The following is a 13,248-nucleotide window of genomic DNA, read 5'->3' as shown; positions in this document are numbered from 1 at the left end:
GGCGGGCCTACCGTCGGAGGATGGCTCACAGTGGTTCGGTCCTCTCCCGCGCGGAGAACTTCATCTGGCTGACAGCGCGCGTGCTGGAACAGCGGCGTTTCGAGCACGACTTCCTGGACGGCGACCCGAGCGCGGTCGAGACGGCGCTGGACGCCTACCGCAACGCGGACGGCGGTTACGGACACGCGCTGGAGCCCGACCTGCGGGGCCCGGTGAGCCAGCCGCTGCACACCGCGGCGGCCGTGCGGGTGCTGGACGCGATCGGACGCTGCGCCGGACAACGGGTCGAGCGCATCGGCCGGTATCTGACGGCGGTCTCCACGCCCGACGGCGCCCTCCCCGCCGTCCACCCGTCGCTGCGCGGATACCCCGCCGCGCCCTGGATCCCCGTGGTGGACACGCCGCCCAGTGATCTGCTGGCGACCGGCCCGGTCGTGGGCACGCTGCACCGCAACAGCGTCTGGCACGCCTGGCTCTTCCGCGCGACGGACTACTGCTGGCACACCGTCGAGACCCTGGGCAAGACCCACCCGTACGAGGTGCAGGCGGCGCTCGCCTTCCTGGACGGTGTCCCCGACCGCCCGCGTGCCGAGGCGGCGGCGGGCCGTCTGGGGACGCTGGTGCGCGAGCAGCGCCTGGTCGTGACCGACCCGGACCGGGCGGAGCGCTTTCCCCTCCCGGACGGGTACGCACCGGGAGAGCACCATTACGTGACCGACTTCGCCACGGCGCCCGACTCGCTGGCACGGCGCTGGTTCTCGGACGCGGAACTGGACCACTGTCTCGACCATCTGGTGAGCCGCCAGGAGGAGGACGGCGGGTGGGACATCAACTGGCGCAGGTGGGCGCCCGGAACAGCGCTGGAAGGCCGCCCTCTGGTGACGCTCGACGCCCTGCACACCCTCCGCGCGTACGGACGGCTTTGAGTCGTTTCCCTCGGTCTCCTTATCCGCTCCCTCGGTCTCCTTATCCGCGCGTCCGGGCCCGGGTCCCCTTTTCGGGCGCGGCCGGGCACGGAGCCCCTCAGACGCGCCCGGGCCCGGAGCGCCTTTTCGGGCGCGTCCGAGCGCGAGTCCCTTTCGAGGCACCGGCCACCCGTCCGACGCGTACGCTCGGGGCGCCTGCCTCCCTGTCATGCCAACGCGCGCACGCCCGCCGTGACCAGGACGGCCGCGGCGACGACGACCAGGAAGGGTGCGCGCACTACCAGGGCGAGCGCCGCGGCGGCGAGCCCGGCCGCGCGGGCGTCGAGCACGAGCGCTGTCTGGTCGGCGAACGTCTGCTGCGCGGTCAGCGCCGCCAGCAGTGCCACCGGCAGCAGGGCGGTCAGCCGCCTGAGCACCGGCCGCTCCAGCACTCCGGCGGGTACCGAGAGGCCGAGCAGCTTGACCAGATAGCAGCCCAGGGCAGTGACCCCGATGGCGATCCACACACTCACCGCGACTCCTCCTCGCTCCCGCTCTTCTTCCGTTTCCGCCGCGTCAGGACATCCGCTGCCCTCTGTGCCTTTCCGGTGTGCACCGCCAGGACGGCGGGGGCCGCCAGCGCGGCCACCAGAACCGGTACGCCCGCGGGGAGCACCGGAAGGAGGGCGAGTCCGAGGACGGCGGCGAGTCCCGCCGTGGTGCGCTCGACGCCGGTGCGGAGCATGGGTGCCAGCAGTGCCAGGAAAGCGGCGGGTGGTGCCGCGTCCAGCCCCCACGCGGCGGTGTCGCCGAGCGCTTCGGCTCCGAGGGCACCCAGGAAGGTGGTGAGGTTCCACAGGACGAAGAGCGTCGCACCGGTCACGGTGAAACCGAGTCGGACGGCGCGCCGTCCCCGCTGGGCGAGCGCGACGGCCGATGTCTCGTCGATCACCCAGTGCGCTGCGGCGAGTCTCACCCCCGGGCGCAGCCCGAGAAGGCCGGAGAGGCGCAGCCCGTAGAGGGTGTTCCTGGTCCCCAGGAAGAACGCCCCGACTGCCGCGGTCAGCGGCCCGCCCCCGGCCGCCAGTGCGCCGACCAGGGCGAACTGGGAGGCACCGGTGAAGACGAAGAGGCTCAGCGCACACGTCTGAGCGAGGCTGATGCCTGCGCCGGAGGCGGTGACGCCGAACGCGAAACCGGAGAGCCCGACGGCGATGCCGACGCCGAGGGCGTCCCGCACCACGGCGCGGTCCTCAGACGGCCCTCCGCCGCCGTCCGCCGGCGCGGCAGCCGCGCCGCGCGGCTCCGGCGAACCCTGCCGCTCCTCCGGCGCTTCCGGCGGATGCGGCTTCCCCGGCGCATGCGGCGCATGCGGCGCTGTAGACACATCCGGCTCTGTCCACGGTTTCTGTGCTGTCGGCGGGCTCGGCGCTTCGGACGTCTCCGGCGCCCAGGGCCGGTCGAAGATCTCGCGGGTTTCTCTCTGCTCTGGCACGGGACGACATTAGGAAGCCGCCGCTGGGCCGGTCTTGTACGTTCTTGCGCGGCCGCGCTGGTAGGCGCCCGGCGGCACCCCCACGATCCGTCCGAAGTGGCGGGTCAGGTGGGCCTGGTCGGTGAATCCGACGGCACCGGCGGCCTCGGCGGGGGGTGTCCCCGCGTCCAGCAGTGCTCGGGCCCGGTGGACTCGCGCGTCCGTCAGCCAGGCGTGCGGCGGCATCCCGTACGTGCGGCGGAAGGCGCGCAGCAGTGCGAAGGGGCCGGTGCCCAGCTCGGCGGCGAGCCCCTCCAGAGTGGGCGGGTCCGCCATCCGCTCCTCGAGGACGGCACGCGCCAGCGCGGCGTCGCGCGCACCGGCTGCGCGTGTCGCCCGTCCGGGCAGGGGGCCGCCGTGCAGCCGCAGCAGCCGTGCGACGGCCGCGTGCAGGTGGCTGTCGGCGGCCAGCGCGTTGTGCTGCTCCAGCGCGAAGTGCACCGCCCGCACGTGGCGGGCCGAGACGGGATCGTGGGCCGCCGGGACGGCGAACCCCGGGGTGCCCCGGATCGTGGTGGTCTCAGCGGCGATCCGGGCCACCATGCCCGGGTCCGGGTAGAGGACCTCGTACCGCCAGCCCTCGGGTATCCCGGCGTGGCCGGTGTGCGCGGTGTCGGGGTTGATCAGCGCGATCCCGCCCACACCCACGCGGTGCACGTCGCCCCCGTGGTGGAAGGCTTCCACTCCCTCCGTGATGGCGGCGATGACGTACGTCCGGTGGGTGTGGCGCGCGAAGACCTTGCGGATGTAGCGGGCGCGCAGGAGGTCGAGGTCGGGCAGTTTCGGTGACTGCCAGTAGTGTGCGCTCTCCCCGTCCGTCATCCTTCCATTCTGCGCCCGCCCCGCGGGACCCCGGTCTCGGCACCGGCGTTCGTCTCGGCGGGCGGGTCCTGTCGTGGCACCGTGCCATGACCAGGCACCGGCGCCATGCCCAGGCACCGGCGCCATGACCGGGCACCGTGCCGGCGCTCGCCGCCGTTGTCAGTGCCGTGCTGCACGATGGGGACATGGGTCGGACATCGGCGCTGGACGCCTTCTCACCGGCGACCCGTGCATGGTTCACGGGCGCCTTCAGCGAGCCCACCTCCGCGCAGGAGGGGGCCTGGCGTGCGCTGGCCGAGGAGTCGGACGCGCTGGTGGTGGCGCCCACCGGATCGGGGAAGACGCTGGCCGCCTTTCTCGCCTCGCTGGACGCCCTCGCCTCCACGCCGCCGCCCGCCGATCCCGTCAAGCGCTGCCGGGTGCTGTACGTCTCGCCGCTGAAAGCGCTGGCTGTGGATGTGGAGCGCAATCTGCGCAGCCCGCTGACCGGTATCAGGCAGGAGTCGCTGCGGCTCGGCCTCCCGGAGCCTGAGATCACGGTCGGTATCCGTTCGGGTGACACCCCGGCAGCCGAGCGCAGGTCGATCGCCCGCCGCCCGCCGGACATCCTGATCACCACGCCCGAATCGCTGTTCCTGATGCTGACCTCCGGCGCCCGGGAGGCGCTCAGCGGTGTCGAGACGGTCATCGTGGACGAGGTGCACGCGGTCGCGGGCACGAAGCGCGGCGCCCACCTGGCGCTGTCCCTGGAGCGGCTGGACCACCTGTTGGAGCGGCCGGCGCGGCGCATCGGCCTGTCGGCGACGGTCCGCCCGGTGGACGAGGTCGCGCGGTTCCTCTTCCCCCGCCGGAACGCGGCCGTCGTGCAGCCGCCGTCGGGCAAGGAGTTCGAGCTGTCCGTCGTGGTCCCGGTGGAGGACATGGGCGAGCTGGGCAGCTCCCCCACGCAGGACGCGGCGGGCCCGGACGGTGCGGGCCCCGGCGCGGGCGGCAAGCCGTCGATCTGGCCCTCGGTGGAGGAGCGGATCACCGACCTCATCCAGGAGCACCGCTCGACCATCGTCTTCGCCAACTCGCGCCGTCTTGCCGAGCGGTTGTGCAACAGGCTGAACGAGATCGCCTACGAGCGTGCCACGGGCGAACCGATGCCCGAGGACCACTCGCCCGCCGAGTTGATGGGGAACGCGGGCGCGGTCACCGGCGCGCCGCCACTCCTTGCGCGGGCCCACCACGGTTCGGTCTCCAAGGAGCAGCGCGCCCAGGTGGAGGAGGATCTCAAAGCGGGCCGGCTGCCCGCCGTGGTGGCCACCTCCAGCCTGGAGCTGGGGATCGACATGGGGGCCGTCGATCTGGTGATCCAGGTCGAGTCGCCGCCCTCGGTGGCCTCCGGACTCCAGCGGGTGGGCCGCGCGGGACACCAGGTGGGTGCGGTCTCCGCGGGGGTGGTCTTCCCCAAGTACCGGGGCGATCTGGTGCAGTCGGCGGTCGTCACCGAGCGGATGCGCCAGGGTGCCATCGAGGCGCTGCGTATCCCCGCGAACCCGCTGGACGTACTCGCCCAGCAGATCGTCGCCATGGTCGCGGTGGACGTCTGGGACGTGGAGGAGCTGCTGGCTCTGGTGCGGCGTGCGGCCCCGTTCGCCGCGCTGCCCGAGTCGGCGTACACCTCGGTGCTGGACATGCTCGCCGGGCGGTATCCGTCGGACGCGTTCGCCGAGCTGCGCCCACGCCTGGTGTGGGACCGGGTGGGCAACACGCTCACGGGTCGGCCGGGTGCGCAGCGGCTCGCGGTCACCTCCGGCGGCACGATCCCCGACCGCGGGCTGTTCGGTGTCTTCCTGGCGGGTGCCGACCCGAAGAAGGGCGGTGGCCGGGTCGGTGAGCTGGACGAGGAGATGGTCTACGAGTCCCGGGTGGGTGACGTGTTCACCCTGGGGACGACGTCCTGGCGGATCGAGGACATCACCCGTGACCGGGTGCTGGTCACGCCCGCGCCTGGCGTGCCGGGGCGCCTGCCGTTCTGGCGGGGGGACCAGTTGGGCAGGCCGCTGGAGCTGGGCCGGGCGCTGGGCGCCTTCCTGCGCGAGATCGGTTCGCTGACCCGTGAACGGGCCCGGGAGCGGCTGGCGGCCTCCGGGATGGACACGCTGGCGATCGGCAACCTGCTGGCGTATCTGGAAGAGCAGCGGGAGGCGGCCGGGCACGTCCCGGACGACCGGACGATCGTGGTGGAGCGCTTCCGTGACGAGCTGGGCGACTGGCGCGTCGTGGTGCACTCCCCCTTCGGTGCCCAGGTGCACGCCCCCTGGGCGCTCGCCATCGGGGCACGGCTGTCCGAGCGGTACGGCATGGACGCGCAGGTCATGCACGCGGACGACGGGCTGGTGCTGCGGCTGCCGGACGCCGAGTTGATGGACCTGGACCTGTTCGAGCCCGAGTCGCCCTCTCCGCGCACCCCGGCGCAGGAGATGCCCGGGCCGGGGGGCGGCCTGCCGGTCGATCCCGACCAGCCGCCCATCGGGGTCGGCGACGTGCTCTTCGACAAGGGCGAGATCGAGCAGACCGTCACCGACCAGGTGGGCGGCTCGGCGCTGTTCGCCGCCCGCTTCCGGGAGTGCGCCTCGCGTGCGCTGCTGTTGCCGCGCCGCAGTCCGGGCAAGCGCACGCCCCTGTGGCAGCAGCGGCAGCGGGCCTCGCAGCTGCTGCAGGTGGCGAGCGAGTTCGGCTCTTTCCCGGTCATCCTTGAAGCGGTTCGCGAGTGCCTGCAGGACGTCTTCGACGTGCCGGGGCTGACGGAGCTGATGGGCGACATCGAGTCGCGCCGCGTCCGCGTGGTCGAGGTGACGACGCCGGAGCCCTCGCCGTTCGCCCGCTCGCTGCTGTTCGGCTATGTCGCGCAGTACCTCTACGAGGGGGATTCCCCGCTGGCCGAGCGCCGGGCGGCGGCGCTCTCCCTCGACTCCCGGCTGCTGTCGGAGCTGCTGGGCCAGGCGGAGCTGCGGGAGCTGCTGGACGCCGACGTGCTGCACGAGCTGGAGGCCGAGCTCCAGTGGCGTACCGAGGACCGCCGGCTCAAGGACGTGGAGGGCGTCGCCGATCTGCTGCGCCTGCTGGGGCCGCTCACCTCCGGTGAGCTGGAAGAGCGCGGTGCCGAGCCGGGCTGGGCGCCGGAGCTGGAGGCGGCCCGCCGTGCCATCCGGGTACGGATCGCCGGCCGGGAGTACTGGGCGGGGATCGAGGACGCGGGCCGGCTACGGGACGCGTTGGGCGTGGCCCTGCCGGTCGGTATCCCCGAGGCGTTCACCGAGCCGGTGGCCGACCCGCTGGGCGATCTGCTCGCGCGGTACGCCAGGACGCACGGCCCGTTCGTCTCGTCGGACGTGGCGGACCGCTTCGGTCTCGGTACGGCTGTCGCGGACGGCGCGCTGCACCGCCTGGCGGCGAGCGGGCGGCTGGTGCAGGGCGAGTTCCATCCCTCGGGCGTGGGTCAGGAGTGGTGCGACGCGGGGGTGCTGCGCAGGCTCCGGCGGCGTTCCCTTGCGGCGCTGCGGCAGGAGCTGGAGCCCGTCGCGCCGCAGGCTCTGGCGGCTTTCCTGCCGCAGTGGCAGCACGTGGGCACGAGCAGTCTGCGCGGTGTCGAGGGGCTGTTGCGCACCGTGGAGCAGTTGCAGGGGGCCCCGGTTCCGGCGTCCGCGCTGGAGAAGCTGGTGCTGCCGGGGCGTGTCACGGACTACGCGCCGCCGATGCTGGACGAGCTGACCGCCTCGGGCGAGGTGGTGTGGGCGGGCGCGGGGGCGTTGCCCGGCAAGGACGGCTGGATCTCGCTGCATCTGGCCGACGCGGCGCCGCTCTTGCTGCCGCCCCCGCATCCGCTGGAGCTGACGCCGGTGCATCAGGCCGTGCTCGAAGCCCTGGCGGGCGGTTACGGGCTGTTCTTCCGGCAGATCGCCGAGCGGGCGCGGGCGGCGCAGCCGGAGGCCACCGACCCTCACCTCACGGAGGCGCTGTGGGACCTGGTGTGGTCGGGGCGGGTGACCGGGGACACGCTGGCCCCGCTGCGCGCCCTGCTGGGCTCGGGGCGGACGGCGGGCTCGACGGCGCACCGCGCCAAGCGGCCCACTCCGCGCGGCCGTTACGGCTCGTTCACGGCGGCGGCCGTGGCGGCGGGCAGCGGCGTGGGCCGCCGTGGCCCCGGACGCGCTCCCGTGTCGGCGCCGCCGACCGTGGCGGGACGCTGGTCGCTGCTTCCCGAGCCGGAGAGCGAACCCACCCACCGTGCGCACGCACTCGCCCGTACGCTGCTGGACCGGCACGGTGTCGTGACCCGCGGCGCGGTGTCCGCGGAGGGGGTGGAGGGGGGCTTTTCCGCGGCGTATCGGGTGCTGTCGGTCTTCGAGGAGAGCGGTCAGGCCAGACGCGGCTACGTCGTGGAGGGCCTGGGCGCCGCGCAGTTCGCGGTGGACGGAGCGGTGGACCGGTTGCGTGCTGTCAGCACGGCACGCGAGCGGGAGAGCGGCGCCGGTGGCGGCGCGGGTGTCGGCGGGCCGTACGGCGGAGGGGCGCGCGGCGGCAGTTCGCGCGCGGGCCCGCGTGCCCTCGTCCTGGCCGCGGCCGACCCGGCGAACGCCTACGGGGCCGCGCTGCCCTGGCCTGCTCCCCCGCAGGGCGCAACCCACAAACCGGGCCGCAAGGCGGGCGCGCTCGTGGTGGTGGCCGACGGTGTGCTGACGTTGTACGTCGAGCGGGGCGGCAAGACCCTGCTGGCGTGGGCGAACGATCCGGAAGCGCCGGACGGCGCGGCCGGGGAGACGGAACCGGCTGCCGCCGTGAGCGAGGCGGGTACCGCCCGGCTGGCTGCCGCAGTCGAGGCGCTCGCCGGGGCGGCCCGCCGGGGTGCGCTGGGCACCGTCACGATCGAGCGGGTGAACGGGACGGCCGCACTCTCCTCGTCGCTGGGCCCTACGCTGGAGGCCGCGGGCTTCCATCCGACCCCGCGGGGCCTGCGGCTGCGCGCGGGATGAATCGAACCGCGGCCACACGGTACGCACACGGGGACGGGCCGAACCGCGCCCACCCGGTACGCGCACGGAGACGGGCCGAACCACGCCCACCCGGCACGCACACGGAGACGAACCCGAACCACGCCCACCCGGCACGCACACGGAGACGGGCCGAACCACGCCCACCCGGCACGCACACGGAGACGAACCCGAACCACGCCCACCCGGCACGCACACGGAGACGAACCCGAACCCGCAGCCACCCGGTACCCGCACGGAGACGAACCCGAACCGCAGCCACCCGGTACCCGCACGGAGACGAACCCGAACCGCAGCCACCCGGTACGCGCACGGAGACGAACCCGAACCCGCGGCCACCCGCCACAGCCCCACACGGAGACGAACGGAACCGCAGCCGCCCGGTGCGGCCGTGCAGAGGGCGCGTCGGTCGGCTGCCGCCCGGCGCGCGACCGCGCGCCGTTCAGCCCTCGTCGTGCCCCTCGACGCTGAGGACGACGCGCCGCAACAGTGAGGCGAGCAGGGTGCGTTCGTACCAGTCGAGCGTGCCCAGCAGGCGGCGCTCCTCGGCGCCTGCGGCGTCGATGGCGCCGAGCCAGGTGGTGTGTCCCTCGTCCGTCAGCGCGATCTCCTGGCCGCCGTCGCCGGGGGTGCCCTTCCCCGTCCCCGCGGAGGAAAGGGTCACGAAACCACGTTTCTCCAGGGCGTCGAGACGCTCGGTGACCGCGTTGGGTGCCTCCCCCAGGTCCATCGCGAGTTGCGGGAGGGTGGTGTGCCATCCGGATCGGGCGAGCGCGTGCAGCGTCTCGTGCTCCTCGCGGCGCAAACCGTACTCGGCCAGCGCTCTCTCGCCGACCCGTCGCAGGTGGTCCGCGAGGTACTGCATGCGCGTGACGGCGCCCTCGATGTGGGGGTCGAGGTCGGGAAGCACGGTGTGCCAGCGGTCGACGTGGTCGTCCACCCAGTCGCGCGCTCCTTCGAGCGCGTCCCGCTGTTCCGCCTCTTCCTCGCCGTCCACGTCGAGCGCGTCGTGCTGTCGTTCGTAACCCCACTGCCCCATGGCCGAGGATGGTATCTGGTGATCCACTTCGCTGTTCCGGCGCTGTCCCCGTGACCTGTCTCAGCCGGCTGGGACGATGGCCGTATGCCTGAGGGAGACACGGTCTGGCGTGCGGCGCACACGCTGCACGAGGCGCTGGCCGACTGCGTGCTGGTCGCTACGGACTTCAGGGTGCCCAGGATGGCGACGGTCGATCTGTCCGGCCGGGTGCTGTTCGAGGTGGTGCCACGGGGCAAGCATCTGCTGATGCGGATCGAGGGCGGGCTGACGGTTCACTCGCATCTGGGCATGGAGGGCTCGTGGCGGGTGAGGAGCAATCCGCCGGGTGGTTTCGGCCCCGTGCATCAGGTCCGCGCGCTGCTGACGACCCGGTCCCACACGGCGGCCGGACTGCGCCTGCCCGTACTGGAACTGCTGCGTACGAGGGAGGAGTTCACAGCGGTGGGGCATCTGGGTCCTGATCTGCTGGGGCAGGACTGGGATGCCGAAGAGGCGGGGCGGCGGCTGGCGCGGGAGCCGGACCGTGCGCTGGTCGAGGCCCTGCTCGACCAGCGGAACCTTGCCGGGATCGGCAATGTCTACGCGTCGGAGCTGTGTTTCCTCGCGCGTCTTTCTCCCTGGACGCCGGTGGGCGCGGTGCCTTCGCCGCTGCGCACCCGTCTGCTGGAGGCGGCCAAGCGGCTGCTGGAGGCGAACAAGGCCCGTGTTCGGCGCCGTACGACCGGCAGTCCACGTCCGGATCGTGCCCTGGCCGTCTACGGCCGCGAGGGCCGTCCCTGTTACCGCTGCGGTACCCCGGTGCGCACGGGCGGGCACGGGCCGCCGGAGCGCCCCCGCACCGTGTGGTATTGCCCGCACTGCCAGCCGCCGTCGGCGGGCGCGGCACATTCCGGTGGCCGACCGACCAATTGACGCTTCGTCAGCTCGCTCGTACCGTCATGAGGCATGAGCCTCCCGGCGTACGACCTGACCGGCCGGACCGCCCTGGTCACCGGAGCGGCCAGCGGCATCGGCCGTGCGACAGCCGTGCTGCTCGCCCAGGCGGGCGCGGCCGTGCACTGTGCGGACCTGGACGAGAAGGGTCTGACGCGCACGACCGGCCAGATCGAGGCGGCGGGCGGTGAGGCGTGGGGGTACGTACTGGATGTGACCGACCGTGCGGCGCTCAGCGGCGCCGTGGCGGCGGCAGCCCGTGCGGGCGGGAGCCTGGATATCGCCGCAGCGATCGCCGGGGTGATGCACCGCAGTACGGTGCTGGAGACGCGGGACGCCGACCTGGACCGCGTGCTGGACGTCAATTTCAAGGGCGTCCTGCACACCTGTCAGGAGGCGGCCCGCAGCATGATCGGCACCGGCACCCGCGGCGCCATCGTGACCATGGCGTCCGGAGCCGTGGACACCGGCTCTGCCGAACTGCTGTGCTACGGAGCCGCCAAGGCCGCAGTCGTCCAGCTCACCAAGACTCTGGCCGCCGAGATCGGCAGGCACGGCATCCGCGTCAACGCCGTCGCCCCCGGTTGGGTACACACCCCGATGACGGAGCGGGACGACGCGGCGGAGCAGCGGCGCACCGAGGAAGCCCTCTCCCGGGCCTCACCGCTGGAGCGGGTCGGCGAAGCGCAGGAGATCGCCCATGCGGTGCTGCACCTGGCATCCGACGCCTCCTCGTTCACCACGGGCCAGATCCTGCGGCCCAACGGCGGAGTCGCGATGCCCTGGTGACCCCCCGATCGGGTCTGCCCCCACTCCCCCGACCCCTTGGAGCACGCCCATGGATCTCGGCCTGGCCGACCGCGCCTACCTGGTCACCGGCGGCAGTTCGGGCGTCGGCCTGGCCACGGTCCGCGCGCTGCTGGCGGAGGGCGCCCGGGTCGCCACCTGCGCCCGTGACGCCGCCCGGCTGGCCACCGCCACCGACCGGCTGCGCGCGGAGCCCGGCGCTCTGTTCACCGACGTGTGCGACGTACGGGACGCCAACGCGGTGGCCGCCTTCACCGACCGGGCCGCCGCGGCGCTCGGCGGTCTCGACGGCCTCGTCAACAACGCGGGCCAGTCCCGCATGAAGACGCTGGAGCAGACCACCGCCGAGGACTGGCGGGACGAGCTGGAGCTGAAGTTCGCCGGGGTGCTCAACCCGCTGCGCGCCGCCCGGCGCCACCTGCGGGCCTCGGACGCGGGCAGTGTCGTCAACGTCAACGCCGTCCTGGCCAAGCAGCCCGAACCCCGGCTGATCACCACCAGCGCGGCCCGCGCCGGCATCCTCAACCTCTCCAAGTCCCTGTCCAGCGAGCTGGCGGGCGACGGCATCCGGGTCAACTCCGTGTGCCTGGGGCTGATCGACACGGGACAGTGGACCAGACGGCACGCCGCGGCGGGCTCCGGCCTCAGCTACGAGGACTGGCAGGCCGAACTCGCCGCCGACCGGGGTGTCGCACTCGGCCGCCTCGGCAGCGCGGACGAGGTCGCCTACGCCGTCGTCGCGCTGCTGTCCCCCCGCGCCTCCTACATCACCGGCACCAGCCTCGACGTCTGCGGCGGAGTCGGCCGCGGCGTCCTGTGACCCTTCGAGGAGCACCCTGCATGCGTTACGACAACGGCGGCGAGCTGCTCGTCGCCGTCCTGCGAGAACTCGGCGTCGAGGTGGTCTTCGGGATCGTCAGCGTGCACAACCTGCCGCTGGTCGAGGCCGTCGACCGGGAACTGCGGTTCGTGCCCGTGCGGCACGAGGCGAGCGCCGTCAACGCGGCCGACGCCTACGGCCGCTCCCGCGACGGCATCGGCTGCGCCCTGACCTCCACCGGGACCGGCGCGGGCAACGCCGCCGGGTCCCTGGTCGAGTCCCTCAGCGCGGGCGCTTCCGTGCTGCACGTCACCGGGCAGATCGAGAGCGGCTACCTGGGCGGCGGGCGGGGCTTCATCCACGAGACGAAGGACCAGCTCGGCATGTTGCGGGCGGTCTCGGCCCACGCCGCGGCCATCGGGTCGGCGCGGGAGGCGGGGCAGGTGCTGCGCGCCGCGGCGGCTGCCGCGCTGGCCACCCCCGGAGGGCCGGCCAGCGTCGAGTGGCCCATCGACCTCCAGTACGCCCCGCAGACCGACCGGAGCGAGCCGCCCGCGCGGGCAGCGCTCCCGCACCCTGCCGACAGCGGGCTGCGGGCCGCGGCCGAAGCGCTGGCCACTGCCCGCCGCCCCCTGGTGTGGGCGGGCGGCGGGGCGGCCCGCGCGGGCGACGCGCTGCGCACCCTGCTGGAGGCGACCGGCGCCGGGCTGCTGACCTCCAACTCCGGGCGCGGCGCCGTGCCGGAAGACCACCCGCAGGTCATCGGCAACTTCGCCACCGCGCCCGCGGCCCGCGCCCTGCTGGCCGACGCGGACGTGCTGCTCACCGTCGGCACCCACTTCCGCTCCAACGAGACCGCCGACTACGCCCTCGCCCTGCCCGCCACCCACCTCCAGATCGACGCGGACGCCGCCGCGCTGGGCCGCGTCTACCCGGTGACGCACCCGCTGCACGGCGACGCGGCCCGCGTCCTGGGGGCGCTGACCGCCGCGCTGCCCGGCGACGCGCACGCGGGCGCCCCAGGCCGCCGTCTGCGACGCGCTGCGCGCCGCACTGCCGCGCCGGGCCGTGGTCGCCCGGGACGTGACCATCCCCCCCCCCCCCCCCCCCCCCCCCCCCCCCCCCCCCCCCCCCCCCCCCCCCCCCCCCCCCCCCCCCCCCCCCCCCCCCCCCCCCCCCCCCCCCCCCCCCCCCCCCCCCCCCCCCCCCCCCCCCCCCCCCCCCCCCCCCCCCCCCCCCCCCCCCCCCCCCCCCCCCCCCCCCCCCCCCCCCCCCCCCCCCCCCCCCCCCCCCCCCCCCCCCCCCCCCCCCCCGCGGCCTCCGCGGGTGCGGCGATCCGCGCGTACGGC

General features: G+C 74.3%; 9 protein-coding genes and 1 pseudogene. 6 read left to right on the top strand and 4 right to left on the bottom strand.

What is annotated here, in order from left to right; translation table 11 throughout:
* Nucleotides 1-20: 20 nt before the first annotated feature.
* Nucleotides 21-926 carry a hypothetical protein gene (locus tag AB8Z75_RS06365; RefSeq protein ID WP_369200389.1) on the top strand — a complete coding sequence of 302 codons (906 nt, stop codon included), beginning with the start codon at nt 21-23 and terminating at the stop codon, nt 924-926.
* A gap of 206 nt (nt 927-1,132) precedes the next feature.
* Here AB8Z75_RS06365 and AB8Z75_RS06360 read toward each other — a convergent pair whose 3' ends face one another.
* The 3 genes from AB8Z75_RS06360 to AB8Z75_RS06350 all read right to left on the bottom strand — a co-directional run bounded on the left by AB8Z75_RS06360 (nt 1,133) and on the right by AB8Z75_RS06350 (nt 3,261).
* Nucleotides 1,133-1,438 (bottom strand): AzlD domain-containing protein, encoded by a 306-nt coding sequence (locus tag AB8Z75_RS06360; RefSeq protein ID WP_369200388.1) that lies wholly within the window; start codon nt 1,436-1,438, stop codon nt 1,133-1,135.
* Nucleotides 1,435-2,148 (bottom strand): AzlC family ABC transporter permease, encoded by a 714-nt coding sequence (locus tag AB8Z75_RS06355; RefSeq protein WP_369200387.1) that lies wholly within the window; start codon nt 2,146-2,148, stop codon nt 1,435-1,437. The genes AB8Z75_RS06360 and AB8Z75_RS06355 overlap by 4 nt, the downstream gene beginning before the upstream one ends.
* 261 nt (nt 2,149-2,409) lie before the next feature.
* On the bottom strand, nt 2,410-3,261 hold the full coding sequence (locus AB8Z75_RS06350; protein WP_369200386.1) for an AraC family transcriptional regulator: 852 nt from the start codon (nt 3,259-3,261) through the stop codon (nt 2,410-2,412).
* Nucleotides 3,262-3,446: 185 nt separating this feature from the next.
* Here AB8Z75_RS06350 and AB8Z75_RS06345 point away from each other — a divergent pair, with 185 nt between their 5' ends.
* Nucleotides 3,447-8,282 (top strand): DEAD/DEAH box helicase, encoded by a 4,836-nt coding sequence (locus tag AB8Z75_RS06345; protein WP_369200385.1) that lies wholly within the window; start codon nt 3,447-3,449, stop codon nt 8,280-8,282.
* Nucleotides 8,283-8,742: 460 nt separating this feature from the next.
* Here AB8Z75_RS06345 and AB8Z75_RS06340 read toward each other — a convergent pair whose 3' ends face one another.
* Nucleotides 8,743-9,339 (bottom strand): MarR family winged helix-turn-helix transcriptional regulator, encoded by a 597-nt coding sequence (locus AB8Z75_RS06340; RefSeq protein ID WP_369200384.1) that lies wholly within the window; start codon nt 9,337-9,339, stop codon nt 8,743-8,745.
* An 84-nt stretch (nt 9,340-9,423) separates the two neighbouring features.
* On the opposite strand from AB8Z75_RS06340, the gene AB8Z75_RS06335 reads away from it, so the two are divergent.
* The 4 genes and pseudogenes from AB8Z75_RS06335 to AB8Z75_RS06320 all read left to right on the top strand — a co-directional run.
* Nucleotides 9,424-10,251: an Fpg/Nei family DNA glycosylase gene (locus tag AB8Z75_RS06335; RefSeq protein ID WP_369200383.1), complete on the top strand. Its 828-nt coding sequence runs from the start codon at nt 9,424-9,426 to the stop codon at nt 10,249-10,251.
* 33 nt (nt 10,252-10,284) lie between these two features.
* Nucleotides 10,285-11,061 carry an SDR family NAD(P)-dependent oxidoreductase gene (locus AB8Z75_RS06330; RefSeq protein ID WP_369200382.1) on the top strand — a complete coding sequence of 259 codons (777 nt, stop codon included), beginning with the start codon at nt 10,285-10,287 and terminating at the stop codon, nt 11,059-11,061.
* 49 nt (nt 11,062-11,110) lie between these two features.
* Nucleotides 11,111-11,899: an SDR family oxidoreductase gene (locus AB8Z75_RS06325; protein WP_369200381.1), complete on the top strand. Its 789-nt coding sequence runs from the start codon at nt 11,111-11,113 to the stop codon at nt 11,897-11,899.
* A 20-nt stretch (nt 11,900-11,919) separates the two neighbouring features.
* Nucleotides 11,920-12,991, top strand: a pseudogene (locus AB8Z75_RS06320) (thiamine pyrophosphate-binding protein); the annotation flags it as partial.
* Between the last annotated feature and the right edge of the window lie 257 nt (nt 12,992-13,248).

Source organism: Streptomyces sp. PU-14G (genome assembly GCF_041028275.1).
GTDB lineage: Bacteria > Actinomycetota > Actinomycetes > Streptomycetales > Streptomycetaceae > Streptomyces.
This window is presented reverse-complemented; position numbering and strand designations above follow the sequence as displayed.

Coding starts and splice junctions, on each gene's coding strand:
- AB8Z75_RS06365 (WP_369200389.1), top strand. CDS start 21: ATGGCTCACAGTGGTTCGGTCCTCTCCCGCGCGGAGAACTTCATCTGG.
- AB8Z75_RS06350 (WP_369200386.1), bottom strand. CDS start 3,261: ATGACGGACGGGGAGAGCGCACACTACTGGCAGTCACCGAAACTGCCC.
- AB8Z75_RS06345 (WP_369200385.1), top strand. CDS start 3,447: ATGGGTCGGACATCGGCGCTGGACGCCTTCTCACCGGCGACCCGTGCA.
- AB8Z75_RS06340 (WP_369200384.1), bottom strand. CDS start 9,339: ATGGGGCAGTGGGGTTACGAACGACAGCACGACGCGCTCGACGTGGAC.
- AB8Z75_RS06335 (WP_369200383.1), top strand. CDS start 9,424: ATGCCTGAGGGAGACACGGTCTGGCGTGCGGCGCACACGCTGCACGAG.
- AB8Z75_RS06330 (WP_369200382.1), top strand. CDS start 10,285: ATGAGCCTCCCGGCGTACGACCTGACCGGCCGGACCGCCCTGGTCACC.
- AB8Z75_RS06325 (WP_369200381.1), top strand. CDS start 11,111: ATGGATCTCGGCCTGGCCGACCGCGCCTACCTGGTCACCGGCGGCAGT.